27 protein-coding genes are annotated in these 25,406 nt (G+C 50.4%); 8 read left to right on the forward strand and 19 right to left on the reverse strand.

Features of this window, described 5'->3' with window-relative positions:
- Positions 1–42: 42 nt before the first annotated feature.
- Genes ABUE20_RS08525 through ABUE20_RS08540 form a run of 4 tightly spaced genes read right to left on the reverse strand, consistent with a single transcriptional unit; the run spans position 43 to position 5,177 of the window.
- Positions 43–1,071 (reverse strand): FecCD family ABC transporter permease, encoded by a 1,029-nt coding sequence (locus tag ABUE20_RS08525; RefSeq protein ID WP_408619468.1) that lies wholly within the window; start codon positions 1,069–1,071, stop codon positions 43–45.
- Positions 1,064–1,870 (reverse strand): ABC transporter ATP-binding protein, encoded by an 807-nt coding sequence (locus ABUE20_RS08530; RefSeq protein ID WP_408619469.1) that lies wholly within the window; start codon positions 1,868–1,870, stop codon positions 1,064–1,066. The genes ABUE20_RS08525 and ABUE20_RS08530 overlap by 8 nt, the downstream gene beginning before the upstream one ends.
- 8 nt (positions 1,871–1,878) lie before the next feature.
- Entirely contained in the window at positions 1,879–2,964 is a 1,086-nt protein-coding gene (locus ABUE20_RS08535; protein WP_408619470.1) for an ABC transporter substrate-binding protein, read from the reverse strand.
- Between the two features lie 53 nt (positions 2,965–3,017).
- Complete coding sequence (locus ABUE20_RS08540) at positions 3,018–5,177, reverse strand: TonB-dependent receptor (protein WP_408619471.1); 2,160 nt, start codon at positions 5,175–5,177, stop codon at positions 3,018–3,020.
- Positions 5,178–5,616: 439 nt separating this feature from the next.
- Here ABUE20_RS08540 and ABUE20_RS08545 point away from each other — a divergent pair, with 439 nt between their 5' ends.
- Together ABUE20_RS08545 and ABUE20_RS08550 are read left to right on the forward strand one after the other, a co-directional pair.
- On the forward strand, positions 5,617–6,579 hold the full coding sequence (locus ABUE20_RS08545; RefSeq protein ID WP_408619472.1) for a DMT family transporter: 963 nt from the start codon (positions 5,617–5,619) through the stop codon (positions 6,577–6,579).
- Between the two features lie 256 nt (positions 6,580–6,835).
- Positions 6,836–8,647, forward strand: coding sequence for a glycosyl hydrolase family 28 protein (locus ABUE20_RS08550; RefSeq protein ID WP_408619473.1), 1,812 nt, complete (start codon positions 6,836–6,838; stop codon positions 8,645–8,647).
- Between the two features lie 3 nt (positions 8,648–8,650).
- On the opposite strand, the gene ABUE20_RS08555 is transcribed toward ABUE20_RS08550, so the two are convergent.
- Genes ABUE20_RS08555 through ABUE20_RS08575 form a run of 5 tightly spaced genes read right to left on the reverse strand, consistent with a single transcriptional unit; the run spans position 8,651 to position 13,584 of the window.
- Positions 8,651–9,436, reverse strand: a complete 786-nt coding sequence (locus tag ABUE20_RS08555) for a carbohydrate ABC transporter permease (RefSeq protein ID WP_408619585.1) — start codon at positions 9,434–9,436, stop codon at positions 8,651–8,653.
- Between the two features lie 34 nt (positions 9,437–9,470).
- Positions 9,471–10,346 carry a carbohydrate ABC transporter permease gene (locus tag ABUE20_RS08560; RefSeq protein WP_408619474.1) on the reverse strand — a complete coding sequence of 292 codons (876 nt, stop codon included), beginning with the start codon at positions 10,344–10,346 and terminating at the stop codon, positions 9,471–9,473.
- A gap of 48 nt (positions 10,347–10,394) precedes the next feature.
- A complete protein-coding gene (locus ABUE20_RS08565; protein WP_408619586.1) occupies positions 10,395–11,708 on the reverse strand; it encodes an ABC transporter substrate-binding protein in 1,314 nt (437 codons plus the stop codon).
- A complete protein-coding gene (locus ABUE20_RS08570) occupies positions 11,699–12,775 on the reverse strand; it encodes an ABC transporter ATP-binding protein (protein ID WP_408619475.1) in 1,077 nt (358 codons plus the stop codon). The genes ABUE20_RS08565 and ABUE20_RS08570 overlap by 10 nt, the downstream gene beginning before the upstream one ends.
- Positions 12,772–13,584, reverse strand: a complete 813-nt coding sequence (locus ABUE20_RS08575; RefSeq protein WP_408619476.1) for a phosphodiesterase — start codon at positions 13,582–13,584, stop codon at positions 12,772–12,774. The genes ABUE20_RS08570 and ABUE20_RS08575 overlap by 4 nt, the downstream gene beginning before the upstream one ends.
- 268 nt (positions 13,585–13,852) lie before the next feature.
- On the opposite strand from ABUE20_RS08575, the gene ABUE20_RS08580 reads away from it, so the two are divergent.
- The 6 genes from ABUE20_RS08580 to ABUE20_RS08605 all read left to right on the forward strand — a co-directional run bounded on the left by ABUE20_RS08580 (position 13,853) and on the right by ABUE20_RS08605 (position 16,517).
- Positions 13,853–14,044, forward strand: a complete 192-nt coding sequence (locus ABUE20_RS08580; RefSeq protein ID WP_408619477.1) for a hypothetical protein — start codon at positions 13,853–13,855, stop codon at positions 14,042–14,044.
- A gap of 41 nt (positions 14,045–14,085) precedes the next feature.
- The gene (locus ABUE20_RS08585) at positions 14,086–14,274 is read left to right on the forward strand and encodes a hypothetical protein (RefSeq protein ID WP_408619478.1); all 189 of its coding nucleotides are present in this window, start codon (positions 14,086–14,088) and stop codon (positions 14,272–14,274) included.
- 41 nt (positions 14,275–14,315) lie between these two features.
- Positions 14,316–14,504 carry a hypothetical protein gene (locus tag ABUE20_RS08590; RefSeq protein WP_408619479.1) on the forward strand — a complete coding sequence of 63 codons (189 nt, stop codon included), beginning with the start codon at positions 14,316–14,318 and terminating at the stop codon, positions 14,502–14,504.
- A gap of 35 nt (positions 14,505–14,539) precedes the next feature.
- Positions 14,540–14,728 carry a hypothetical protein gene (locus ABUE20_RS08595; RefSeq protein ID WP_408619480.1) on the forward strand — a complete coding sequence of 63 codons (189 nt, stop codon included), beginning with the start codon at positions 14,540–14,542 and terminating at the stop codon, positions 14,726–14,728.
- 271 nt (positions 14,729–14,999) lie between these two features.
- Positions 15,000–15,188, forward strand: coding sequence for a hypothetical protein (locus tag ABUE20_RS08600; protein ID WP_408619481.1), 189 nt, complete (start codon positions 15,000–15,002; stop codon positions 15,186–15,188).
- Between the two features lie 483 nt (positions 15,189–15,671).
- Positions 15,672–16,517 (forward strand): oxidoreductase, encoded by an 846-nt coding sequence (locus tag ABUE20_RS08605; RefSeq protein ID WP_408619482.1) that lies wholly within the window; start codon positions 15,672–15,674, stop codon positions 16,515–16,517.
- Positions 16,518–16,640: 123 nt separating this feature from the next.
- On the opposite strand, the gene ABUE20_RS08610 is transcribed toward ABUE20_RS08605, so the two are convergent.
- From ABUE20_RS08610 to ABUE20_RS08655, 10 genes are read right to left on the reverse strand one after another with little or no spacing between them, the layout of a single operon-like run.
- Entirely contained in the window at positions 16,641–16,889 is a 249-nt protein-coding gene (locus tag ABUE20_RS08610) for a hypothetical protein (RefSeq protein ID WP_408619483.1), read from the reverse strand.
- A gap of 41 nt (positions 16,890–16,930) precedes the next feature.
- Positions 16,931–17,713, reverse strand: a complete 783-nt coding sequence (locus ABUE20_RS08615) for a cobalt-precorrin-4 methyltransferase (protein ID WP_408619484.1) — start codon at positions 17,711–17,713, stop codon at positions 16,931–16,933.
- Between the two features lie 3 nt (positions 17,714–17,716).
- Positions 17,717–18,283, reverse strand: a complete 567-nt coding sequence (locus ABUE20_RS08620) for a histidine phosphatase family protein (protein ID WP_408619485.1) — start codon at positions 18,281–18,283, stop codon at positions 17,717–17,719.
- A complete protein-coding gene (gene cobJ, locus ABUE20_RS08625) occupies positions 18,264–19,076 on the reverse strand; it encodes a precorrin-3B C(17)-methyltransferase (protein WP_408619486.1) in 813 nt (270 codons plus the stop codon). Before cobJ ends, ABUE20_RS08620 begins: the two co-directional genes overlap by 20 nt.
- A gap of 2 nt (positions 19,077–19,078) precedes the next feature.
- Positions 19,079–19,921 (reverse strand): sirohydrochlorin cobaltochelatase, encoded by an 843-nt coding sequence (locus tag ABUE20_RS08630; protein ID WP_408619487.1) that lies wholly within the window; start codon positions 19,919–19,921, stop codon positions 19,079–19,081.
- Positions 19,915–21,510, reverse strand: coding sequence for a cobalamin biosynthesis protein (locus tag ABUE20_RS08635; RefSeq protein ID WP_408619488.1), 1,596 nt, complete (start codon positions 21,508–21,510; stop codon positions 19,915–19,917). Before ABUE20_RS08635 ends, ABUE20_RS08630 begins: the two co-directional genes overlap by 7 nt.
- Entirely contained in the window at positions 21,507–22,274 is a 768-nt protein-coding gene (cobI, locus tag ABUE20_RS08640; RefSeq protein ID WP_408619489.1) for a precorrin-2 C(20)-methyltransferase, read from the reverse strand. The genes ABUE20_RS08635 and cobI overlap by 4 nt, the downstream gene beginning before the upstream one ends.
- Positions 22,267–23,517, reverse strand: a complete 1,251-nt coding sequence (gene cbiE / locus ABUE20_RS08645; RefSeq protein ID WP_408619490.1) for a precorrin-6y C5,15-methyltransferase (decarboxylating) subunit CbiE — start codon at positions 23,515–23,517, stop codon at positions 22,267–22,269. The genes cobI and cbiE overlap by 8 nt, the downstream gene beginning before the upstream one ends.
- Positions 23,514–24,173 (reverse strand): precorrin-8X methylmutase, encoded by a 660-nt coding sequence (locus ABUE20_RS08650; RefSeq protein WP_408619491.1) that lies wholly within the window; start codon positions 24,171–24,173, stop codon positions 23,514–23,516. Before ABUE20_RS08650 ends, cbiE begins: the two co-directional genes overlap by 4 nt.
- Positions 24,170–25,285, reverse strand: a complete 1,116-nt coding sequence (locus ABUE20_RS08655; protein WP_408619492.1) for a cobalt-precorrin-5B (C(1))-methyltransferase — start codon at positions 25,283–25,285, stop codon at positions 24,170–24,172. The genes ABUE20_RS08650 and ABUE20_RS08655 overlap by 4 nt, the downstream gene beginning before the upstream one ends.
- Positions 25,286–25,406: the final 121 nt, after the last annotated feature.

A 25,406-nucleotide genomic window follows, 5' to 3' on the forward strand; every position in this document is an offset into this window, starting at 1 on the left:
AGAACCAATCCGATACCATCACGGAATCGGCCCCAAAATGAGCTAACTCCAGCCTTTTTTCACCCGGTATAACACCAGTAAAAAAATTGGTAATCCGAGACATTCCGTCACGACCCCAACCGGGATCTCAACAGATGCCAGTGATCGCGATAAGCAATCAGCGATCACTAAAAAACAACCTCCCAGTAAAGTACTGGCAGGTAATAACCGGCTATTCACCGGTCCAAACAACAATCGCGCCACATGGGGTGCTAGTAATCCAATCCAACCGATCATCCCAGCAATAGAGACTGACATAGCCGAAGCCAGCGTTGCCAGCGCAATAATCAAATAACGCAGTGGCACGACCGGCACGCCCAGCGACTGCGCCTCCGCATCCCCCATCGACATGATGTCCATCACACGTCCCAGAAACCATAAAATGACCGTTGTGATCCCAATCGGAATCGCAATCATCAGGTTCTGTGACAACGTACTCATACTCAAACTTCCCATCAGCCAATAGACAATATTGGGTAGTTGATCCTGAGGATCCGCGAGATATTTAACCATTGAGAGCATCGCACTAAATAATGCTGAGCTAATCATGCCGCCTAAAATCAGCATCACCAACGAGCCGGTGCCGAATAACTGCCCAATCCCCACCCCAACAAAAACGGCCAGAATACCGAAACCAAAGGCCCACACTTCCAACATTTGCTGCGATTGATGAAGGAGCATACCTAACGCCGCGCCAAAGGCTGCACCGGATAGCACCCCCAAAATGCCCGGAGACACCAAAGGATTACGGAAGATCGCCTGGAACGCGGAACCGGCAGTCGACAGTGCCATCCCGACCAAAACCGCAGCCATCACCCGGGGTAAGCGCACGTGCAATAAAATATCATTGAGCAGTAATAACTTCGGTGCTGGTAATCGATAAACCCCCAGCTGATGGCCTATAAAATGATAAATATCGAGGGCACTCACCGGATAATTTCCGATCGACAGAGCAAATAAAACCAGAGCCAGCAACAGTACCGCCAATAACCCAATACCACTATAAAAACGCCAACATAGAAACCTATCCATACTGGCACTCCATCGCGGGAGCCGTCACCAACCTCAATTCGTTTAAACTCAAGTCATACAAAGTAGCGAGCTGACGCTCACTGAGCACTTGGCTCGGATGTCCCTGGCACAATACCTCCCCCTGCTTCATCAATACCACCCGATCCGCAACCACTTGAGCATGCTGTGGGTGATGGGTCGTCATCACTACCGAATACCCTTGCAAAGAAAGCTCTTTCAGCTGACTGAGTAATCGCGCCTGATGACCAAAATCCAATGCAGATGCGGGCTCATCCAGTATCAGCAAACTTGCTCCTTGCAAAATAGCTCGGCATAACAGCACCATTTGCCGCTCTCCGCCTGAAATTTCGGTGTAAGGCCGATTTGCCAGATGCTCAATATGAAATCGCTCCAGCAAAGCTTCGATCTGTTGCCGCTGTTCACTAGATGAGTGCCCAAACAGTCCATTTTGACTAAACTGCCCCATGGCAACGACTTCCCGAACCCGATAAGGGAATGGACAGACATGATGCTGTGGCACATAAGCCATCAATTTCGAAAGTGCTTTACGCGAATAATCCGCTAATGGCTTACCGCACAGCCAGACTTGCCCTTGCTGCGGCTTCGCTAATCCAAGCAGCAGTTGTAACAACGTGCTTTTACCACACCCATTGGCCCCCAATAGGGCCAAGATCTCTCCCCGTTTTAGAGACACACTCACCCCTTTTAACACCGGATGCGCTCCATATCCGAAAACGACCTGTCGGGCCGACAACATTTCTTCCGGAGCCGCTTTTGCCAATATCGAGATAGCCATCATTCACTTCCTCACCCTTTCGGATGTAAAAATTCCCGGATCTCAATATCGCTAAAGCGGGTTCCATAAAAACGCTGATAAAAATCCGCTGTTTGTTTAGTCATATCAATATCGGAAAACCGATCCGGATACAGCACCTTAGCCAACCATAGAAATTGCAAAGCTTCTTCGGATGTTTCCCGACACCACCAAAACAGACCACGAGGATTGGCGTAGACACGGTGCTGTTGCACCGCCCGAATCAAATGCCATTTAGGCGCAATGGCGATTTTCCGGGCATCATTGGATCGCATGGCAATAATCACATCTGGATCCGCAGCCATGATCGATTCCAAATCGACATTAGCACTGCCATAATGCGCCGGCCCAAGATGCCACTGTTCTGCTACATTGATCCCTCCCGCGAGATCGATCCAATCCTGATTCAGCGACGGGCGTCCGGAAGTCAGTCGCGCCATTCCCGAGGCGATATAAACATGCTTACGCAGACGAACATCCAAACCTTTTAATCGTTCAGCAACCAACTGTCGATTATGCTCAAAGTAGCGTTGATAAGCTTGAGCCTTCACTATCGCATCCCCACCAAGGAGTTCTCCGGTAATACCGACTCGTTCAACCAACTTCTGTATTGAATTGGCATGAAATCCAGCGACGGCAATGCCCGCCCGTTCTAGCTGCCGCTGTTTTTCTGCCGGAAAACCTTCCGAAACAAATAAAATATCCGGATGCAGAGCAATTAAGCCTTCTACATTCACATCGGCCGAATGCCCTAACGTCGCTAGTGCCGCATCTTTTATCGAGGGAACAATTTGCCGAAAAGCTTTCATCTGCTGCGCATAACGGGTCGTCGCCACAATTTTGGAACCCGCGCCTAACATCACCAATACTGAATTTTGAGCTTCCCAGGCACTGGCCACCCGCTGAATATGCTCAGGAACGGACACCTGGATCCCATCATAACGAACCACTCGCCGTGGAGCGTCCGAGGTGGTGGCCGGAAAAGATGAACGCAACTGTGCCTGCGCATTTCCCAGCACCAGCGATAATACGAACAAAAGCCAATATCGATGGCTTTTGAAATTTAGAATCCATTTCATATTCTTCTCCAGCCCCTAACGGCAGAAGAAACTGCCGTTAGGGGGTCTATGCGCTAAAACTCAATCGTTCCACTTAACCGCAGCTGCCGGGGTTCCCCCAGAAAAGCGGTATTAGTCGCAGACGATCCATATTCATTACGCGGGAAAAATGCAGCCCAATATTTACGATCGAATAAATTGGTCGCATTCAAACGGACCGTGAGTTTCTTGCCATAAATTTTATTGGTGACGTATTTAGCCCCTAAATCTAAGGTGGTATAACTGCCGGCCCAAACTTCGTTAGTCGCATCGGCGGCACGTTTGCTGACATAATGCACATTGGTATTTACAGAGAATCCAGGCAGTGCCATAAATTTATAATTGGCCAGAACATTCGCCTGATAACGCGGGATACCTACGACACGTTTATTCGATACATTGTGTCTATATCCGTCTTTTAAAGTGGCATCAAGGTAGGTCACACCGCCCATCACATCAAGTTGTGAAGTTACAGCACCCTGCACATTCAGCTCGGCCCCGTTATTGCGCTGTTTCCCTTGTTCGCGATAGTAATGATCCTCCCCGGTAAAGGCCATTGGCCGGGTGATATGGAACACCGCGAAACGCGTGAAAACGCCACCGAGCTGGGCTTTTACACCGATTTCAGTCTGGCGACTACGCACCGGTGATAGACTTGTGCCCGAATTTAACGCTGTATCCGGAGCCGTACCGCCCTGCTCCAAGGTATCGCCATGAGCGATGTAAGTCGTCACATTCGATATCGGTTTATACATGAATGCGACGTTTGAGCTAAAACCATTGTCGACATAATGCCCGGTATGCGCTCCCCCAGCGTTATATCCTTCGGATGAAAAGTAGTTATAACTGCCCATCAACAACGTTGAAAAATAACGGTTCCAGGTAATGGTATCGCCTAAGATCCCGGCCTGAGCTCGGTTGTGGCTCGCCAAATACAGGGGAAGGCTGCCATTTCCGGCAACTTCTGAATAACTCTGAGGATGATCAATCGGGGAGGAGCCCAGACCGACATAACTACGGCCCCCCGCCGCATTGTAGACATTCCAAATATAACCGGATGTTCCCGCGACTACATCATGCTGAATATCGCCGGTATAGAATGTTCCATTGACTCGCGCCACATTACTGGTAATTGAAAAGTGAACCGTCGTCGCGCCATTCACGTTGAAACTGGTATCCATTGTGGTGCCATCATTATTGAAGGTATTCCCGACACTACGCATGGTCCGCCGAGCGATCTGATGGAGGATCCCTGCGGTCAAGTTCCAGTTTTTACCAAACTGCTGCTTCAGCTTGGCACTTTCCATGGTGGTTTCCAGCGAGTTTCCGGCCCAGCTCTGACCATAACCTTTTTTCCCGGCATCCAGAGCATGGGGTAATCCCGAAGTAGGGCTATAACTAAATCCACCGGGGAAACCCATCCGAATAAACCGATAATAACTCCCATTCAGCTCCAAGGTCGTACTATCGGTTAAGTGCAAATCAATCGCACCACCGAACAATTTGCGATTCACCCAAGAATCAGACACATAACCTTCACCCTGTTCCTTGAGGACATTAAACCGATATCCCGCATATTTGATCGGTGTTCCACCGACATCCACATGCAGCAATCGGGTGCCATCACCGGTCACACTCGCCCGTACCGAATTAAAATAATTTTTAGTAGGCCGTTTGAGTTCTAAATTGAAATCCCCAGCCGGAGAAGCCGGACCATACAAGGCTCCGGTCAAGCTATGGATCACTTCCACACGTTGATAGAGCTCGATGGGTTGCGCTGTGGTAGCGACGGCATTCATGCCATCGATATGAAAATTGTCTACGACACTACCTTCCATACCACGGCTTTGGGGCCGTCCGACATCCATCCCGCCTCGCGCTTCTATCTGCGTGGATGGATCATATTGCAGCGCTTCACCGAGACTACTGACCTGACGATCATTGAGTAACTCTTGATTTAAAACCGTCGTTGAAAAAGGCATATCTTGCAGCGATTGCGAGCCTAATGGACCAAAAGTTGCACTTTTAGGCTGATAGGCACTCTCCTGAGTCTGCTGCCCCTCGACCACCATTTCGGGCATTGAAGAAACTGATGATGAATCTGAAACATCCGCTGCATGTACTGCTGGACTACAAAGCGTTCCTAAACCAACAACACCCGCTACGATCGGGAAATAAGCACTATACTTATCCATGTAAATACCACCATTTGAAAAGAATATCTTCTGAGATCTTCTAAACGAATCAAAAATGCGCAAAACTGATAAAAGGATTGCATCTCAGAGAGATCGTTGAACAGAGAACTTTGTTGAAGTAGAGAAGTACAGTCAGTCGATGCGCATCACAATCCATAGACACACAGCCAATCACTCATAGCACAATTATAATTTTTCGTTGTATATTTTTTTATATAGCGATCTATCTCACGATTCAAAAAATCTGTCAAAGAAATTATGACAAGTTTATTACGGAATTTATCAGTTAATGATTTTGATCAATCATTACCATTGATTGCCGAAGATTTAACAAACAGAGCTTGGACACAGAAGTCCCCATCCATAACGCTCCTTTTTCAATTACAACCTAGCTATGATGCGTTAACATAGTCCACTTTAAGCCCGTGGTCGTTCTGCTATGCCGCATTTAACCACTACATCTGAGGCTGAAATCTCAGTCTACAGCCGATTCACTTATCCAGCCGTTCGCATCATCCTAGGCCTTGTTGCCACGTTGCTTTGGGGCAGCGCGTTTCCAATGGTCAAAATGGGTTATCAAGCATTAGCCATTGATCACAGCCAAACCTTCCGGGAACTGTTGTTTGCGGGTTACCGATTTAGCTGTGCTGGGGCTTTCTTACTGATTTTAAGCACGATCTGGCAACGCCAGACTTGGCATTTTAGTCGTGATAAACTCATCCGGATTATTAAAGTCGGTAGCTTTCAAACACTACTACAATATATTTTTTTCTACCTCGGACTCGCGCTGACCACTGGAATTTCCAGTGCTATTGTTTCCAGCTCATCTACTTTTTTTCAGCTGATTATTGCCCACTTTTTATTCAGTGATGATCGCTTAAATCGACGAACAATAGGCAGTGCCCTCATCGGGTTTTGTGGGATCGCCTTTTATCACGTCATGGCTCATGGCTGGAGATTACATTTAGGAACGGGTGAGGCGTTGATGCTCATCGCCATGTTTTTTGGCGCCTATGGGAATATCTTAAGTAAACGCAATATCAGTACCCACTTGCCCGTACTCATGCTAACCGCGTGGCAGATGTTCTTGGGAGGGATTTGTCTTATCACCATAGGTGCCAGTCAGGTCGGTTTAGCGCCTTTTCAATGGAGCGTATCAGCCACGCTTATTTTTATCTATTTAAGCGCCATTTCCGCATTTGCTTTTCTCATCTGGAATACCCTGATGGCTCATAATCAGGTTGGGGAGATTTCGATCTTTCTATTTCTAATTCCGATCTTCGGTGTAACGCTCTCAGCTTTGGTACTGCACGAGCCGTTGCATAACTACGTGCTCATTGCATTGGCACTGGTGGTCATCGGCATTATTCTGGCCAACCGCTCAGAGAAAACAAAGGGATAGAAGCCCTATAATTTCATTCAACAGAACGCTATTCCAATCAATACTTATTTTATTTCTCGTCATTTTCGCAATCGATAAGTGCCAACTATGAAATCATTTCACACATTCCCGCCATCATCGAACCGGATCCCCCATCGTTTTAGAACCTAAATATCGGGTCATTCCATCAGTCTGTGATCGATAAAACATATATTAAAAGCATTATCCATTAATATTAAAACGGCTTTTTAATTATAATTAATATCATGGAATAAATATGACAACAGAACACCTCTCTACTCATATCAGCTTGATGGCACTTACTCTGGCGGGGCTGTTGCCAGGTGCTGCATTCGCGGCTTTACAAGCACCAACTCAGGTTGAAATTCCCACATTGAGCGTTGATGACCATAGCGCAGTGATCACCTGGCAAGCGCCTGCTGACATCAGCCAAATTAGTGATTATCAAGTACTGGAAAATGGCAAAGTCATTGCCACAGCCCAAGCCAATAATCGCCAATTTTCCCCAAGTGCGCCATATATCGAGAATTTTTATACCAAAAATAGCGATGGATTCGCTCAGAAGATCATTTGGCAAAGCGCCACTTTGACCCATTTAGCACCCAATCAACACTATCAATTCCAAGTACGTACCGTCGGTAAAGATGGTTCACTCTCCGCACCCAGCGCCCCCATCGCCGTGAAAACGACGACAACCCCAACCACTATTTCCGTACTCGATTATGGTGCTGTTGGTGATGGACAAACACTCAACACCCAATCACTACAAAACGCAATTAACGCCTGTCCCATCCATTGTAAACTGGTGGTTCCCGCCGGAACGTTTGTCACAGGGGCACTCTTTTTAAAAAGTGACATGACCCTCGATCTGGAAAAAAATGCTGTACTGCTGGGCTCCAGCAATCCAGAAGAATATCCAGACGGCTACAAACTTTACCCCTATTCACAAACACTCCGTCCCGCCTCACTGATTAACGCGATAAAACGAGGCGAGCGTGATGCCGGCACCTTTAAAAATATCCGAATCGTCGGTCAGGGGGTCATTGACGGGAACGGCTGGAAGCAAACCACTGACAGCTACAGCGATACGCTCGGCCAACATCAGCCCCACTATCTTGCCAGTAATAATACTCGCTATGCCCAAGATGGCATTCTAGCGAAAAATCAGGTCGATCGCGCTGTAGCTAGCGGTAAGACGCTTCATCTCTCTTACGGCCAAATGCGCTCCAGTCTGATCACACTGCGCGGTGTAGAAAATCTCTACATCAGCGGAGTCACCATTCGTAACCCGGCCTATCATGGCCTAATGGTGCTCACCAGTAAAAACGTCGCCATCAATGGCATTAAAGCGCAAACATTCGATGCCAATAATGGTGATGGCGTCGAATTAGGCAACACTCAGCAAGCGATGGTGTTTAACAGCTATTTTGATACCGGGGATGACAGCATCAACTTTGCCGCTGGTACCGGCGCGCTGGCTAAAAAAGAACCTCGCGTCGAACATGTACGTTTATTTAATAACTTTTTCCACCATGGTCACGGTGCCGTTGTGATGGGGAGTCATACCGGTGCTGGGATGCATGATATTGTGGCTGAAAATAGTGTCGCTGACGGTTCAGATATTGGCCTTCGCATTAAAAGCAGCACCATTATCGGCGGCTCAGTCGACAATGTCGTGTTTCGGAATATCGCCCTAAAAAACATTGCCAAAAATGCCCTGATCGTTACCTTAAAATACAGCGATCCCAATGCCTCGATCGACTACCCGGTTGCCACCGACAAAGTTGCAATTCACGACATCAACATGAGTGATGTCAGTGTCGATACCATTACCGGTAGTTCTGCTTCCATTAATATCAAAGGGGAAAGTCAGCATCAAACCTGGTACAACAACATCAACTTACAAAATATGACATTGCGCAAAGTGCCCGCTACCTATATTGAAGATCTAAGTGATAGCCACTTTAATCACATTAGCTTTTCTGCGCTCAAAGGAAGCAACCAACCGTGGCATTTTCACCATGTACAAAATGTCAAAGTTGATGATCAACCGGTAAGTGCCGAGTAAGGGCTATTTAATCCCGGAAAATCCAAAACTGCGCATAAACTGCTTTTGAAAAAGTAAAAACGCAATCACTAGCGGGGCACACACCATCAGTGTCCCCGCACTCACCAACCCCCACTCGCCGCCGGACTCAGCGCCCATGGCAAACGAGACTAAGCCAATCGTCAGCAGCTGTTTGTCTGGATCGCTCAGTACCATCAGCGGCCACAGATATTCATTCCAGTGATAGGTCACACTCACCACGGCAAATGCCAGCATCGCCGGACGTGCCATTGGCAGCAGCACATACCAGAGCAATTGCCACCAGTGCGCTCCTTCCATCAATGCCGCATCCTCAAGCTCATTGGGAATATTTAAAAAAGTCTGGCGCATCAAAAACACCCCAATCCCGGAAGCAAAATAGGGCAACATGGCGCCGGTAAGCGTATCAAGCAGCCCCAGTGATTGCAGCGTCAGCAGATTCGGAACCATCACCATCACCGGCATAATCATCATCTGCACTAAAAAGCCATAAAAGAGCAGTGCTCTACCGCGAAACTGATAATAAGCAAACACATACCCCACAATGGTGATCGAGACCAACTGCACCAGCAAGGTCCCCAGAGTGAAGATTAACGTGTTCAGATACAGCCGTAACCAGTTGGCACTTTGCCACGCCTCACTAAACTGGTCGAAGATAATCGGGCCGTGTGGCCAGATCGAGGCCATTTCCCCACCAAACACCGTTTCCCCAAAAGCCGACTTGAGCATCCACAATAGCGGCGATAACCATACAATCGCCAAAGCCAGCATAAAAACCGCGATCACCCATAATTTAAGTGGTGCTTTACTGATGTTCATAATGGGTGCCTCGTTCGAGATATTTCAAATTCACAATCGTAAGAGTAACCAGTACTACCAACATCACCAATGTAGCTGCCGATGCTTTCCCGTAGTCATGGGTCTGCGTCGCCAGTCGCTGAATATAAAACAGTAAGGTCGTTGATGCGTGAGCCGGGCCACCTTCCGTCATCACCGCCACATGGTCAATCTGGGTAATGGCATAAATGACCGCAACCGTGACCACAAAGTTGATGGTCGGACGCAGCATCGGCCACGTGATATAACGAAAGATCTGCCAGCGCGAAGCCCCTTCCATCTTAGCGGCTTCCTGAACGTCACTTGGAATCGCCTGTAAACCGGCTAAGAAAAATAGCATGTAGTAACCGGTGAATTTCCAGATCCCTAATGCAGCCAGCGCTACCAGCACACTGCTTTTCATCCCCAGAAAATTATGATTCATAAAGCCAAACAACTGGCTCAAGTAATAATCCAAAAGCCCCATCGACGGTAAATACACAAACAAAAACAACGTCGCAACACTGACCAGCGGCAGCACCATCGGCATAAAGATCACCGCTCGCATCGCCTGATTAATCCGGGTATTTTGCTTAAGCCATACGGCCAAGCCCAGCGCCAGAACCAAACTCGGAGCCACCGTCATAGCGATATACAGCAGATTATTCCAACAGGCTTGCCAGAACACCGGATCGGCAAACAACCGTTGGTAATTCGCCCAGCCGACGAATGGCATCGTATCCGCCATACGCGTATCAAACAAACTATCGTATAACGAGCGCAGCAGCGGTACATAAGTAAAAAGAGCCAGACAAGCCAACACCGGAGCCATCAGCAGGTAGGGACGCCAACGCACTAATCGCATAATTGATCCATTCGAAAATGGGGCCTAAAGCCAAGGCCCCGATAGAAATTACTGAAGGTTATAAACGGTCTGTTTCTGATATGGAGCCATCAACTGATCCGCCTTAGCTTGCGCCTGTTGGGCCGCCTGAGAAGGAGTGACCGATGCATCAGAAACCATGGCCGCCAACTGATTTTCCATGGCCTGACGAACCGCAACCGTTTCATAAGTTGCATACCACGGATAAGCATATTGCAGCTGCTCAAATGCAACTTTTGCACGGGGATCTTTTTGCAAATATTGGATCATCTCTGGAGTATTGTAAGCTGCTTTGCGCGGTGCAAAGTAACCGGTAAAGCGCGACCACTCGCCATTGATTTGCGGGCTAATCAAATACTGCATTAACTTGTAGGCCGCTTTTTTCTGGGCATCGTCAATCCCTTTGAATGACACTAATGAAGCACCACCGATGATCACCCCTCGGCGAACATGTGCGGGCAACATCGCCACTCCTAAATCGAATGACTTGGCATGGCTGCGCAAAAAGCCCAGAGAACCAGTCGAGAGGATCGTCATTCCCAATTTACCGGAGAGGAACTGCGCATCGATCTGTTTGGCATCCAGTACCCCTTGCGGCATGACCTTGTCTTTAAAAATCAGCCCCTGCCACAATGTAAGAGCCCCGATGGTCGTCGGATCGTTATAATAAACTTCGCCGGGATAATCCGGATTGTTAAAACTGCCACCATTAGCATGTACCAGTGAAGAGAGCACCCAACCGCCGTAATCGTTGTTGGTCGATGGCAACATAATGCCCCACTGTCCTTTACTGGCATCGGTCAGCTTCTTGGCATCGGCGCGTAGTTGCTGCCAGGTAGCAGGGGCTTGAGTGATCCCCACCTGCTTAAATAAATTTTTATTGTAGTAAAGCACGGGCGTTGAATTATGAAATGGCATCGCATACGCCTGCCCTTGATACAGCGCATTTTTCTGCACAGCGGGCCAGAAATTCGCTTTTAAGAAATCGGTTGCATTCCCGTCATTGCCGTACTGAAACAACTCGCTCATCGGTAGAATTTCATCACTAATCGCCAGATCAACCGTATAATTAGCCGACATCACCACCAGTGCCGGAGGATGCCCCGCCTGTGCAGCCGCTTCGGCTTTTTGCTTAGTGGTATCGTAACTCCCGGTGAAAATAGCCCGCACTTTAATCTCTGGGTTTTGCTGATTAAATTGCTTCACCAGTTGGTTCATCTTCATCGTCAACTTACCATCGACCGGTGCTGGAAACATCAGGTCGATCGGTGTTGTCGCCAGCGCCGAGAAAGTCATTCCTGCCATCCATAATCCAATGATGAGCTTATTTAATTTCATAGCGATTCCTTGATCGTCAGCCTTTGCGTCGTGGTCGCCGAAAACAAATGGATCTGCTCCGGCATAAAATAACAATTGAACTCATCCCCGTCCCTCAGCGGTTGGGATTGAGTGTCATGAAAAATCTGTAGTGGGCCATAGCCTGATTCCAAATGCAGCAAACGGACATGACCGAGCAATTCCTGACGACGAAGCCGAGCCGGAAACTGCCCCGATCCTCGGGGTCCAACCCCGACCCGAATATGCTCCGGACGCAACCCAACCCAGACCATTGATTCCGGTTCATCCTGCTTAAACTCCCAACGACATCCAGCCAGACAAACCCAGCCATTTTGCGAAGCAATCTTAAAGGTATTGATTGTCGGCGAGCCGATAAAACGGGCGACAAACAAATTTGCCGGAGTTTGATAAAGCCATTCGGGAGTCCCCACCTGCTGGATCACCCCTTGATCAAGCACCACGATCCGATCCGCCATTGTCATCGCTTCAATCTGATCATGCGTGACATAAACCGTGGTCGTTTTTAGTTTTTGATGCAGCGCCATAATGGCATCTCGAACATCACCACGCAGTTTGGCATCCAGGTTCGAAAGCGGTTCATCCATCAAAAACAGTCGCGGTCTACGCACAATCGCCCGCGCCATAGCAACCCGTTGCCGTTGTCCTCCCGAAAGGGCTTTCGGACGACGATTTAGTAGAGGCGTCAAACGTAGCATTGCCACCGTTTCATCAAAAATGGCTTGATGATCCCGCTGTTTTTCCCCGCGAATTTTCATCCCGAAGCGAATGTTCTCAGCCACACTCATGTGCGGAAATAAGGCATAGCTTTGAAAGATCATTGAAAAATTACGTTCACGAGGAGATTGACGTGCAATGTCTTCACCATCACAGTAAAGAGCACCACAACTTGGCTGTTCCAAACCGGCCAAGATCCGCAGTAATGTTGATTTACCGCAGCCCGAAGCCCCCACCAATACCAAAAATTCACCATTCTCAATGGTCAGTGATAGTTGTTTAAGAACTTGAGTTTGAGCAAATTGTTTGGATAAGTTATCGATTCGAATCTGACTCATGACATCCCTTTCACCCATGGGAAATGCCGCTCGCCATTTAAACGACTCAACAAATGTTGATGGCTTACCCAGCGCCCTTCACTGGTGATCGAATGGATTAAACAAGAAGGGGGTTCCATGTTGTAAAGTGGCGTCGAACGCTCACGATAGCAGGGGATCTGCACCGATGTGGCCGGAGCAACTACAACAACTAACTGACGATACTGGCTGACACTAAAGCGATGATTATGCCCACAGTAAATCCCACGAAACTGAGGATAACGATCCGCCAGAGCCAACAGCCGGGAACCATTGATACAGCGCAGCGGATCCATATGGGCATTATTCATCGATAACGGCGGATGATGCATGAACAGCACGGTTGGCAACTCAGAAGCCTTCAAGTGTTGCTCAATCCAGTTGGCTAACTCATCATCAATCGCCCCATGAGTCTCCCCAGGGATGGTCGAATCCACAAGCAACAACTGATGCCCGCCATATTCCAGGGTATAACGGATTGGACGACCGACCTCAATCAGCGGACAAAGCAGACGAAACGCTTCGCAAAAAGCATCGCGCTCATCGTGATTTCCATTAATCAGGTAAACCGGACAATTGGCATATTGCAAAATTTTAGCAGCCTGCCGGTATTGCTCCGGATGACCATCATTTACCACATCTCCGGTAATAATAATCGCATCGACTGGATCATCTAACTGATTGAGTTGGTGAATAATATCCGCATTTTGGGCATTGACATCGAGACTATCGAACAGCTTCTCTCCCGCTGCACAAAAATGCATATCACTTAAATGGGCCAAACGCATCATGTGTCCTTTCAGGCAATAATGGCCTCAAAGTAGAGAGTCGATATGAACTGCAAATGACATGTCGATGACGAATTCGTGAACCTCAATCATCCCACGTTCAACTCCGTCATATTTCCTGCCAATTTTGACCAGGCCCCTGTTGCCATCTATGAAAGATGTGTTCAATTTTATTTGACAGACAAACACATGAATATGGTTTTTAATTAACACCATCGAGAGCGAACAACGAATCGCCTCAACAATCACCCAGCTCAACAAGAAGGAACAAATGATGAACACTTTCACTAAATTCACTGCCGCCCTTGCTATCGCAACTTCAATCGGTTTTTTGAGTAATGCCGCTAGCGCCGCTGAAGCATCTGCCGACAACGCGGCCCCTGTCGCTCAGCAAGCCGGTCACTTTAGCGAAGCTCAGGCTGCTCTAAATAACAAATTCGGCGTCGGCCGTGACAACCACTAAGACTTTTGAACTTAACTAAAACCAAATTTGAGGAGAACACCATGAACACTATGACTAAAATCGCAACTGCTACTGTTATCGCCACTACTTTAGGTCTGTTAAGCAATGTCGCCAGCGCTGCTGAAACATCTGCTGACAACGCGGCCCCTGTTGCGCAGCAAGCCGGTCACTTTAGTGAAGCTCAAGTTGCTTTACATGACAAATTCGGCGTCGGCCGTGACAACCACTAAGACTTTTGAACTGAACTAAAACCAAATTTGAGGAGAACACCATGAACACAATCACTAAAATCGCAACTGCTACTGTTATCGCCACTACTTTAGGTCTGTTAAGCAATGTCGCTAGCGCCGCTGAAGCATCTGCCGACAACGCGGCCCCTGTCGCTCAGCAAGCCGGTCACTTTAGCGAAGCTCAGGCTGCTCTAAATAACAAATTCGGCGTGGGCCGCGACAACCACTAAGACTTTTGAACTTAACTAAATTTGAGGAGAACACCATGAACACTATGACTAAAATCGCAGCCGCTGCTGTTATCACCGCTACTTTAGGTCTGTTAAGCAATGTCGCCAGCGCTGCTGAAACATCTGCTGACAACGCGGCCCCTGTTGCTCAGCAAGCCGGTCACTTTAGCGAAGCTCAGGTCGCTTTACATGACAAATTCGGCGTCGGCCGTGACAACCACTAACACTTTTGAACTTAACTAAAACCAAATTTGAGGAGAACACCACGAACACAATCACTAAAATCGCAGCCGCTGCCGTTATCACCGCTACTTTAGGTCTGTTAAGCAACGTCGCCAGCGCTGCTGAAACATCTGCTGACAACGCGGCCCCTGTTGCGCAGCAAGCCGGTCACTTTAGCGAAGCTCAGGCTGCTTTACATGACAAATTCGGCGTGGGTCGTGACAACCACTAACACTTTTGAACTTAACTAAAACCAAATTTGAGGAGAACACCATGAACACAATCACTAAAATCGCAGCCGCTGCCGTTATCACCGCTACTTTAGGTCTGTTAAGCAATATCGCCAGCGCTGCTGAAACATCTGCTGACAACGCAGCCCCTGTTGCTCAGCAAGCCGGTCACTTTAGTGAAGCTCAAGTTGCTTTACATGACAAATTCGGCGTGGGTCGTGACAATCATTAAAACGTGTTGGCTCCATTCCCGCTCCAAAAGGAGGTAGCTGAGTTTGATTTATCTAAATCCAAACGATGCCGTACCCATCACGGCATCGGCTCTGACCTAGAATCGTCGTATTTTATCTAACGACGATTCTCCTTTCACGCCAGCTCAATCACGAGTATTAGAGCAACACGACAGAACCACCTTTCGACAATCCCATAAGAGTTGATCGGATACCACAACCGAAAACACGGCTTAAAGCTCCCCAAAAAAGCAACCGAAATCGTCGGTCATTTATCGAGACCACGGAGCCAGAGTGAAGCACCGTTCACTCTAAAAACTGTTAGTTTTTCATGATTGAATTGCTGTAAAAATAATCACAAATGATCAACAACCCCTAGGATTAGGCACGTTTTTGAGCTGATCGGGAATGCAAGCATGACCCATACATCCTAGACTAACAGAGTAATCAATTCCCCCGAAGCACACATCTTTGAAGGTGAAAAAATGAATTCAACAAATCCTGTTTGGTTTATTACCGGCTGTTCGACCGGTTTTGGTCGAGAACTCGCAAAGCAAGTGATTGCCTTAGGTTGGAATGTTGTGATCACAGCCCGAAATCCAGATAGTCTCGCCGATTTAACCGTAGGTCATGAAACGCATACGCTACCACTTGCACTCGACGTCAACGATCAGGCGGTGATCCAACAAGCCGTTGCCCAAGCCATCCAGCATTTTGGTCAGATTGATGTATTAGTGAACAATGCCGGTTATGGGTATTTCTCAGCGATTGAAGAAGGTGAGGACGATCAGATCCGCCGCCAATTCGAAACCAATGTTTTTGGATTGAGTGCACTGATTCGCGAAGTTCTCCCCCACATGCGAGCCAAAAAAGCTGGGCATATCATTAACTTTTCATCCATTGGTGGGCTGGTCGCCTTCCCGGCATTAGGCTATTACAATGCCAGCAAATTTGCCGTAGAAGCGATCTCCGAAGCGCTGTATAAAGAAGTCCAGCCACTGGGGATCCATGTTTCTATTGTCGAACCCAGTGGCTTTCGGACTGACTGGGCCGGTCGTTCCGTCATTGAATCGAAAACCACCATTGATGATTATAAAGAAACAGCAGGGGCACGCCGAGATGCACTGCGAGCGGGCTCAGGCCATCAAGCCGGCGATCCCGTCCGCGCCGCTCAAGCGGTCATTGATATCGCTCGTTTAGAACAGCCGCCATTGCGTTTGTTACTGGGCAAAGCCGCTTACAATACGGCGATGGCACATCTTGATGAACTGCGCCACAACTTTGAGCAGTGGCGCGATGTATCCATCGGTGCCGACTATCCAGAAGAATAACCACACCAGACCATCCCCAAATCAAGCCGCTTTAAAAACGCGGCTTTCTTTTTTGTTGCCTTCCTCGAACACCAAAGACAAAGCGACGGCGGCTTAGGGGGTGTTGACCTTTTGTGATTGTTTTTACAGCAACAAAGCTATCGAGATATGGGCATTGAAATCGTTAGTTAACATCTGATGAATAAAAGGGGGCGTTTGCATCAAATATCCTGCCCCGGCAGAAATAAATGTATATATACCACACAATGTAATCGACAATAGGTTTGCCAGTGCACAAGTGTAAATCGTCTGCCGATGGCGATGAAAGCGATTGGCCCCCCAGAGCAAGCTGAAGGCTAACATAGATAAAACAACAAAGACCAAAATAGCCATTATTTATGATTCTCTATAGCTTCATACCTTTGACACACCCATCACCCTTTGGCTTTACGAAACGCGTGGCTAAATGCGGCATCATAAAGCTTGGAATAGTTAAATGACTCGCCTAGAAAATCCCCCACCAGAATTAAAGCAGTGCTGCGAATACCCGCCTGATGGGCTTGCACTGCGATTTCAGAAAGAGGGGCTCGGATAATCTGGCACTCCGGCCAGGTCGCTTTATAGACAACGGCCGCAGGCGTGTCGGCCGGATAACCGCCTTCGAGCAGCGCAGCGACAACCGCACGCGTATGCCCAGCCGACAAGTAAATCGCCATCGAGCAGCGATGCGCGGCAAATGATTGCAACGATTCCAGCTCCGGCACCGGTGTCCGTCCGGCGATGCGGGTAATCACCAAACTCTGGCTGATTTCAGGGACGGTGTATTCGACGCCTAACTCGGCCGCCGCACCTAAAAAGGCACTCACGCCCGGCACACTCAAAAAACCAATCCCCTCTTTTTTCAGGCATTCCGCTTGCTCTCGAATTGAGCCATACAGCGAGAGATCACCGGTTTGCAGGCGCACCACCAGCTTCCCGGCTCGCACACCCGAGACCATCAGATCCAGAATATCCTCCAGCGTTAAAGCGGCGCTATCGTGACACTCACACTCGGCGCGGCAATAATCGAGCAATTTCGGATTAATCAACGATCCGGCGAAAATCACCCGATCCGCCTGACTGAGCAACTGATAGCCCTTGAGGGTAATCAGTGATTCATCGCCCGGGCCTGCGCCAACAAAGTAGACGAGAGAAGGATCAAAAGCAGCCGTTTGCATCGTTTATTCCTTAAAATTCAGAGCCAATGTCTGGCCGTTGGCAAATAAGCGCGACGCTTGTCGTGCTGGCTGATAATGTTGCAAAAACGTGTGGATCCACTCGCCATGCGTCACCACCGCGATGGGGCGGTCATCGAAACGATGCCGCTTCCGGGCGCTCCCCAGCCAACTTTGGATCCGAGCCCATAACGTGGCCTCTGGCTCAACCTGTGCCAGTGCATGTAATTGTAACCAGTCACGCTGCTGATAAGCACAACCTAACGCTCCGTGTGCTGTGGTTGGAATGGCTTTTCCCTGTAATGTGCCAAAATAGCGTTCCCGTAGCCGCGCATCGGCAATGATCAGCGTTTTTTGTCGGCGGGCGATCCGCCGGGCCGAGGCCATGGCCCGACCTAAATCACTGCAATAAATGGCGCCAAATGCAGGCCAGCAGACGCGATCCAACTGCGATTTACCGCGCGCCGTCAATGGGCTATCCAGCCAGCCTTGCATCTTATCGGCTACATTCCACTCCGTTTGGCCGTGGCGGATTAAATACAGCTCCAACGGTTTAGTCGATGCTGTCATCATCAACCACCAATGTTCGCCCGCGACGCTGCCCCGGACGCAATGCCCCATCAGAGAGCGAATACTTTTGCTGATAGCCGCGCGGCGTGATGATGTAATCGCCAAACCGATAACTATTGGAATTACCGACAATCACCGTCGCCGCCATGGCAAACGGTCGCTCACAAAAATCAGCCAACGTTGCCAGCATCACTTGCTGCCCTGCTCGATAGGCTTGATCAACAATCGCCACCGGCGTGTCCGGGCTGCGGTATTTCAGCAAAATATCCCGCGCCTGCTCAATCTGGTGCTGACGTTTACGCGAGCGAGGATTATAAAAGGCGACTACAAAATCACTGCTCGCCACGGCTTCAATCCGCTGACAGATCACCGGCCACGGGGTCAGCAGATCCGATAATGAAATCGAGCAGTGATCATGGCCTAGCGGCGCTCCCACCAGCGATGCACAAGAAACCGCCGCAGTCACCCCCGGAACCACCGTGACCTCAATCTGGATCGACGGATTTTGGCTGAGCAGTTCAAACACCAGCGGTGCCATAGCATACACACCACTATCGCCAGAGCAAACCAGCGCCACATCCTGACTCACCGCCGCTTCAATCGCCTGCCGAGCTCGTTGCCACTCCCGCGTCATGCCGCTTTCAATGATCGTTTTACCGACCAGATAGGACTCGATAAACGACAGGTAACGTCCATAACCGACGATCACCTCGGCGCGTTCAATCGCCTCCGCCGCCTGATAGGTCATCTGCGCCTTGGCTCCCGGGCCAAGGCCCACTAAAAATAGCGTAGCCATAGTTAATACTCCGACGTTAAGCAGCGACGCGCTTCATCAATATGCGCAAAAATCACCTCGGTCACGGGGGCAAAATCCAGCAGACAAAACTGCTCTCCCGCAATTGGGGCCGCCACCTCGATGCCGCTTTCCCGTCCCAGACGAGTGGCTAAATCCGCTTGAATTTCAGTTAAATCATGGCGAAAATGATTGCCCGAAACCAGCAACATCGGGATCAATCGCACCGGCCACTGCCCCAAATCACGGATCTGCCGCACCAGCGCATCGGCCAGCAACCGATAAGGCATCACTCCTTCCAGCGAACAACTGAAATGGCGCGGCGAAAGCTGCGTGAGCAGTTGCATACTATAGGTCAGGGCCTGATGACCGGCATCATTGAGCTGCGGTGCACCATGATAGATAAACAGATTCACCCCCGGCTCACGGCTGAAATGTGCTGACAACGCGCCTAAAATCGCGTTGCTATCGGCACTTTTTTGCATAATCGCCGGGGTTAGCCAAATCGTCGCCAGAGAAAACTGCGTAAAACCATCCACCACCTGCCGCACCGAACGATATTCATCAGTCGGATAGAGATAACAAGGGATCACGATAATCTGCGAATAACCTTCCAGATCGAGCCGGGCCAATTGCTGAGGCAGATTCAACCACGGATGACCATGCGCCTCCTGATTCAAGCGTTTTAAGACCGTTTTGGAACTGAGCGCGAGCACCACATCACAATCCGGATAACGCGCCGCGATCTGCTGTTTGAGGTTGATATAGCGTTCGCAGCTGGCCAGAGAGCCAAAACAGCTCAGCACAATCGCCTGACCTTTTTGATAATGGCGATAACGTTTTAACATGATGGGTCCTTTTCAGTCTGCGTTTCAATCGCAGCAAACGCGCTCGGTGCCAAAACCGAGCGCAGCGACTTGCGCTCCCGAAGCGCTTCAAACATCGTTTGCCACTGTGATTTAGAAAGTTGATCAATCTGGCGCAGCCAGAGGCCATTATTGACGGCCGACTCGCCCGTATCTAAATGTTCATAGAGCACCGCAACCGCTTGATTACGGCAGCTTCCAGCGCAGTGGCTCCGGGAAATTTTAATTCGGGAAGCACCGCGATTGAGTCCCATCTCCCGCGCTAATCCCCGCAGTTCAGCGGCTAAATCGGCACGGCCGCTGGCTTTGGCGCAGCGAGCACCCCCACAAATGATCAGATGATGGCGATAATACAGCATCGGTCGCTCACGACTGGGCTCGCGCGGTTTACACTGATAGCCTTGCACCACCACGCTGCCATGCGCATTGGTTTGTTCCTGCGGAGGCCAGCTATTTTTCAGTCGCTGAGCCGGGAGCGACAAGCGATAATGGCGTCGACACACCGCAACCGTCACATGAAAGCCCTGCGCCGCAAATTTAGATTTCGGCACCAGTAGCGCGCTGCTCTGGCTCTCTTTCAATGCCGCAGCTTCTGCGACCGAGTAACAGCCGGTGACCTTAAACACCACCTCGGAGGGATTCTCAACCCCTTTGACGTCAGCTAGCGCGGCAGCCGGATAAAAATGTAGCGGCCACTGGTATTGTGCGGCCAGTTGTTGCAAACCTGCTTCATCGGCTTTGAGCTCAATACTCGCCAGTGCCGAAACACTCGCCAGACACAATCCATGCACCTCCAGACAATGACGGATCGCGGCTTCAATCACCGCGGCGGGCGTGTTGCGATCACAACCAATCCCCAGCACCAGTGAACGAGGATGCCAAATCACCGTACGATCAGCCCATGTCGGCTCGCGGCCCGCATCGGAACGATCACTAATCACAATGCGCCCTTGCCAATTTTGTGCACTTAAGGCACCTTCGAACTCGCTACACCACAGGTGCCGGGGCATCGGCTTATCAAATCCCCACCAACTCAGCTCACCGGCGTCCTGCTCAATCAATACAGGCTGCTCATTAACGACCGCCGCACTGACTGCCGTTATCGCCGCTTCGCTACTCGGATCCAGTTGCCAACCAAAAGGCGCGCCCAAAAGATCCACCGCCACCGTTTGGCTCACATCAGAAGCCGTCGTCACAACTGCCGTGGCTTTCAACACGTTAGCCACGCGCTGCGCCATCGCATTGGCCCCGCCCCGGTGACCACTTAATAACGGGATGACAAACTGGCCCTGCTCATCAATGCAAATCACGCCCGGGTCACGGCGCTTATCGTCAATTAGCGGTGCGATGGTTCGCGTTACAATCCCCGCCGCAAAGATACAAATATGCTGATCAAACTGATGAAACTGGCTCGTGATCAGATCGCCAATCGAACCTTCAAAAATCTGCGCCTGCAGGCAACAATCTCGTCCTCGCGCTGAGACAAACAGCTGCGCATAGGGCAGCGCTCGCGCCAATCGTTGTGCCTGCTCGGCCCCATGCTGGGTAATGGCGTAGATGGCAACTCTCATCCGCTCGCCCTGACTTTCCCGGCCAGAATACCGGCGCGGTGGCGTAACGAGAGTTGAATCGTCGAGAAATAAGGCAGCTGTTGCGGTGCCTGCGCCAAATCATGATAAATTTGCTGCGCCTGACAACTGGCATGACACACCAATGTGGCCGCATGCTCCAAGCCTAACCGCTGCAAGCGCTCTCGCAGCGCCGGCACCGAACGCCCTGCTTTCATCAATACGATAGTGTCGAAGGCCTTCATCAAACTTTCGAGATGTTCCAGACCGTACAGCGCGGGCACCACGCAAAAGCGCTCCTGCCCATCCCCTAGCGGAATTTGAGTTTGTGCCGCCACCGCATTGATCGAACTCACGCCCGGCACAATCGTCGCGTTAATCGCCGGTTCGATAAGATGAAGCTCCGCATGCAAATAGCCCCACGTCGAGAAAACACTCGGATCGCCTTCCGTTAAAAATGCCACTGATAATCCCTGTCGCAGCCACCCCGCAACCGTTGCAGCCGCATCATCCCAGGCCCGCTGGTTGGCTTCACTATGATGCGTCATCGGAAAGTATAAAAATTCCACTCGACCAGAAATCGGCTGCTCGGCCAGCGCAGCGGCAGCAATAGACCAGGCAAAGGAACTCTGGCTGCCCTGCGTTTTTTCAGGGACGGCAATCACATCCACCTGCGTTAAAATCCGCAGCGCCTTGAGCGTGAGCAGTTCCGGATCCCCCGGACCAACGCCCAGCGCATATAATGACCCCCATGCGGTTTCAGTCACGGCCCGCTCCTTGATCAATAGGTTGTTGAAAACAGAAAAGATGAATTGGATTTTCGCTCTGATAACGTTGGTAACTCGCGACCGGGACACTATGCGAACATTGCACCAGCTGCACACTGGCGGGCCAGATTTCGCGGCTGTATTGGTATAGTTCGGTGAGCGTCTCCAGAGTCACCGCCGAAACGACTAGCCGCCCCCCCGCTTTTAAACGCCGTCGGCACACCTCTAAAATGGCCCGCAGCTGACCGCGACTGCCCCCGATAAAAATGGCATCGGGTGCGGGCAATGCATCCAGCCCGGCAGGGGCTAACGCCTTCACGATCTGGACATTATCGGTGCTATGCGCCTGTGCATTGGCGAGAATATCATGCTGGCGCTCGGCGACACTTTCAATACAAAAAACGGAACCTCGATAACTCTGTTTGGCGGCTTCAATCGCTACCGAACCACTCCCGCCGCCGATATCCCAGCAGCAGCTATCCGGGTTCAACCGTAGCGCCGCTATGGCTAAGTGGCGCACCGGGGCCCGGGTGATCAGGCCGTTTAATCCGGGTCGCTTGCTAAACTGTTCATCACTGGCAAAGAGGCCTTGCCCGCCCCACAATTGAGCACGTTGGCGCTGCAAAATCACTAAACTCAGCGATGCGAACGGCTCACGAACGGTGGCTAATTCCGCTACGCTAAAGCGGCGAATCGATTCATTGGTCGCTGCTAAGTTTTCGCAGACGTGGATCTGCCAATGCGATTCGGAATAATCCAGCAGATGCTGCGCCAGTGCCTGAGGGTTCAACTGAGGATCGGTTAACACCGCCGCTAAATCCGTCTGTTGTAAACGGCTGGTAAGCGCCTCAAAGCTGCGGCCATGCACCGACATCATCAGGCAGCGATCCCACGGCAATGCTAACCGGGCACAAGCAAGTTGCACCGAGCTCAGCGCCGGAATAAAACGCAATTGCTCCGCCGCTCGCATCTGCGTTAAACGTCGCCCTAGGCCAAAAAAGAGCGGATCACCCGAGCACAATAGCGCGACCGGAGTCGACTCGGCCTGCTCGATCAGTGCCGCTAAAAATACATCGACCGGTCCATGAAGCGCCATCCGCCGCCCACTAAACTGAGGGAACCAGCTCAGCAAACGCTCACTACCAGCAAGTACCTGTGCGCTCATCACCGCATCGACCGCACGGCTGGATAAGCTCAAACAGCCATCCTCACCAACCCCAATCACGTGAAGCGGATAACTCATACACTTTGCCCCAGCAGTGCATGTAACGTCGCCACCACCAACGGACTGCCACCTTTGTAGCCCCGGCAACTGATAAATTCACATAAATGCTGAGCGCACAATGCTTGTTTGGATTCAGCGGCCTGCACGAAACCGACCGGCAGCCCAATCACCAGCGCCGGTTGAGCCCCTCTTTGCACCCACTCTAACAGTCGCAGCAATGCGGTCGGCGCATTGCCAATAGCGACAATGGCGCCATCCAACAGGCCTTGCTCGGCAGCATAATCCATCGCCGCAACGGCGCGAGTTGTATGTTGATGCGCCGCACGGGTGATTGTGGCATCCGATTGGATAAAACAGTGCAGGGTGTTTTGATAGATGTCGAGCCGTTTGCGATTGACCCCTGAGACAATCATGCTGACATCGCAGATAATCGAGGCACCACGGCGCAGCGCGGTAATGCCGGATTCAACGGCCTGCGGGCTAAATTCAAACAGCTCAGAAAATTCCAGATCGCCACTGGTATGAATGGCCCGGCGCACAATCGGCCATTGCAGCGCACTATAATGATGGCCGCCTCGCTCGGCGATCAAAGCATCGATCAGGGTAAACGACTGGCTCTCGATGGCTCGTCCGGCCTGAGTTTGTTGCGCCATCGCAGCTTTATTTTCAGTCATTGAATTTCCTTACTTTGCGCCAGACACCGACCACTAAAATCCACTAAATAGATATCGACCTGACAGGCATGACCGACATAACTGCGGCCATGCTCGGCCGCCGCATCGCAGATCTGCGCCAAATAGCGCTGACTCACATCTTCCGCCAAATCGCTCTGGCTCAATTCCAACAGGTGCCGACCGGTGTGTGCAGCTTGGACCTTGGCGGAAAAATCATTCAATCCCAGCTCTTCCGCCAGCAGAGCTAATGCCGCAAAATCAATGGCTTTACCACTGACATGGGTCATCATTTGCCCCGTCGCTAATTTACATAATTTGCCGATCATCGCGACCACCCGAACCCGTTGACACCCAAAATGCCGAGCAGCTCTAAGCCCCATGCCGACAAAATCCCCCGCCTGGATCACACTGCTACCGGTCAGATGGGTAAACAGCTGCCGGGCGGCTCGTTCGGTACGACTCCCGGTCGTCAGCACAACTTCCTGCCAACCGACAGCGCGGGCCACTTGCACACTCTGCTTGACCGAAGCGGCAAAAGCACACGTTGAATAGGGTCGCACCGTCCCGCGGGTTCCCAAAATCGAGATGCCCCCGATCAACCCTAACCGTTCACTAATGGTTTCTTTGGCGGCTTGTTCACCCCCGGGCACCCGGATCTCTAAACGCAATCCGCATCCATCCCCATATTCGGCCAGCAATTCACGAGCAATTTGCAGAATATGAGCACGCGGCACCGGATTAATCGCGGCTTCGCCTATCGGGAGTTCCAAACCGGGCAAGGTCACCGTTGCCACCCCTTCACCCCCCCGAAGATCGATGACGGGATGGTGAAACTCACCACTCGAAATGCGTGTGGCCAGACACTGGATCTCCAGACCATGAGTGCAATCAGGATCGTCACCGCCATCTTTCACGACCCCCGCCAATACCCCTTGCGAAGATAGCTCGACGCGAGCCAGTGCAAAACAGGCCGAATTCCCATTTGGCAACACGATCTCGCTGTGCGTTGGGCAAAGTCCGGTCAGTAGCCGATACACAGCAGCCCATGTCGCCGCAGCCGCACAAGCCCCCGTCGTCCAGCCCTGACGCAATGAATGGCGATCAAGGTCCATAAATTGTTCTTATAAAACAATTAAATAAAGTATCAATTTGAATAATAGAATCAGCTGTTCTAACTTTTTCACCGGTTCATTAGAACAGCTTGGGTCAGGCGGGAAGTTGATAGAAATCAAC

The sequence above is a fragment of the Celerinatantimonas marina genome (assembly GCF_046054165.1).
Lineage (GTDB): Bacteria > Pseudomonadota > Gammaproteobacteria > Enterobacterales > Celerinatantimonadaceae > Celerinatantimonas.

Excerpts from the sequence above, each read along its gene's own strand:
- ABUE20_RS08525 (WP_408619468.1), bottom strand. The coding sequence starts at position 1,071 with ATGGATAGGTTTCTATGTTGGCGTTTTTATAGTGGTATTGGGTTATTG.
- ABUE20_RS08530 (WP_408619469.1), bottom strand. The coding sequence starts at position 1,870 with ATGATGGCTATCTCGATATTGGCAAAAGCGGCTCCGGAAGAAATGTTG.
- ABUE20_RS08535 (WP_408619470.1), bottom strand. The coding sequence starts at position 2,964 with ATGAAATGGATTCTAAATTTCAAAAGCCATCGATATTGGCTTTTGTTC.
- ABUE20_RS08540 (WP_408619471.1), bottom strand. The coding sequence starts at position 5,177 with ATGGATAAGTATAGTGCTTATTTCCCGATCGTAGCGGGTGTTGTTGGT.
- ABUE20_RS08545 (WP_408619472.1), top strand. The coding sequence starts at position 5,617 with ATGCCGCATTTAACCACTACATCTGAGGCTGAAATCTCAGTCTACAGC.
- ABUE20_RS08550 (WP_408619473.1), top strand. The coding sequence starts at position 6,836 with ATGACAACAGAACACCTCTCTACTCATATCAGCTTGATGGCACTTACT.
- ABUE20_RS08555 (WP_408619585.1), bottom strand. The coding sequence starts at position 9,436 with ATGCTGGCTTTGGCGATTGTATGGTTATCGCCGCTATTGTGGATGCTC.
- ABUE20_RS08560 (WP_408619474.1), bottom strand. The coding sequence starts at position 10,346 with ATGCGATTAGTGCGTTGGCGTCCCTACCTGCTGATGGCTCCGGTGTTG.
- ABUE20_RS08570 (WP_408619475.1), bottom strand. The coding sequence starts at position 12,775 with ATGAGTCAGATTCGAATCGATAACTTATCCAAACAATTTGCTCAAACT.
- ABUE20_RS08575 (WP_408619476.1), bottom strand. The coding sequence starts at position 13,584 with ATGATGCGTTTGGCCCATTTAAGTGATATGCATTTTTGTGCAGCGGGA.
- ABUE20_RS08580 (WP_408619477.1), top strand. The coding sequence starts at position 13,853 with ATGATGAACACTTTCACTAAATTCACTGCCGCCCTTGCTATCGCAACT.
- ABUE20_RS08585 (WP_408619478.1), top strand. The coding sequence starts at position 14,086 with ATGAACACTATGACTAAAATCGCAACTGCTACTGTTATCGCCACTACT.
- ABUE20_RS08590 (WP_408619479.1), top strand. The coding sequence starts at position 14,316 with ATGAACACAATCACTAAAATCGCAACTGCTACTGTTATCGCCACTACT.
- ABUE20_RS08595 (WP_408619480.1), top strand. The coding sequence starts at position 14,540 with ATGAACACTATGACTAAAATCGCAGCCGCTGCTGTTATCACCGCTACT.
- ABUE20_RS08600 (WP_408619481.1), top strand. The coding sequence starts at position 15,000 with ATGAACACAATCACTAAAATCGCAGCCGCTGCCGTTATCACCGCTACT.
- ABUE20_RS08605 (WP_408619482.1), top strand. The coding sequence starts at position 15,672 with ATGAATTCAACAAATCCTGTTTGGTTTATTACCGGCTGTTCGACCGGT.
- ABUE20_RS08610 (WP_408619483.1), bottom strand. The coding sequence starts at position 16,889 with ATGGCTATTTTGGTCTTTGTTGTTTTATCTATGTTAGCCTTCAGCTTG.
- ABUE20_RS08615 (WP_408619484.1), bottom strand. The coding sequence starts at position 17,713 with ATGCAAACGGCTGCTTTTGATCCTTCTCTCGTCTACTTTGTTGGCGCA.
- ABUE20_RS08620 (WP_408619485.1), bottom strand. The coding sequence starts at position 18,283 with ATGATGACAGCATCGACTAAACCGTTGGAGCTGTATTTAATCCGCCAC.
- cobJ (WP_408619486.1), bottom strand. The coding sequence starts at position 19,076 with ATGGCTACGCTATTTTTAGTGGGCCTTGGCCCGGGAGCCAAGGCGCAG.
- ABUE20_RS08630 (WP_408619487.1), bottom strand. The coding sequence starts at position 19,921 with ATGTTAAAACGTTATCGCCATTATCAAAAAGGTCAGGCGATTGTGCTG.
- ABUE20_RS08635 (WP_408619488.1), bottom strand. The coding sequence starts at position 21,510 with ATGAGAGTTGCCATCTACGCCATTACCCAGCATGGGGCCGAGCAGGCA.
- cbiE (WP_408619490.1), bottom strand. The coding sequence starts at position 23,517 with ATGAGTTATCCGCTTCACGTGATTGGGGTTGGTGAGGATGGCTGTTTG.
- ABUE20_RS08650 (WP_408619491.1), bottom strand. The coding sequence starts at position 24,173 with ATGACTGAAAATAAAGCTGCGATGGCGCAACAAACTCAGGCCGGACGA.
- ABUE20_RS08655 (WP_408619492.1), bottom strand. The coding sequence starts at position 25,285 with ATGGACCTTGATCGCCATTCATTGCGTCAGGGCTGGACGACGGGGGCT.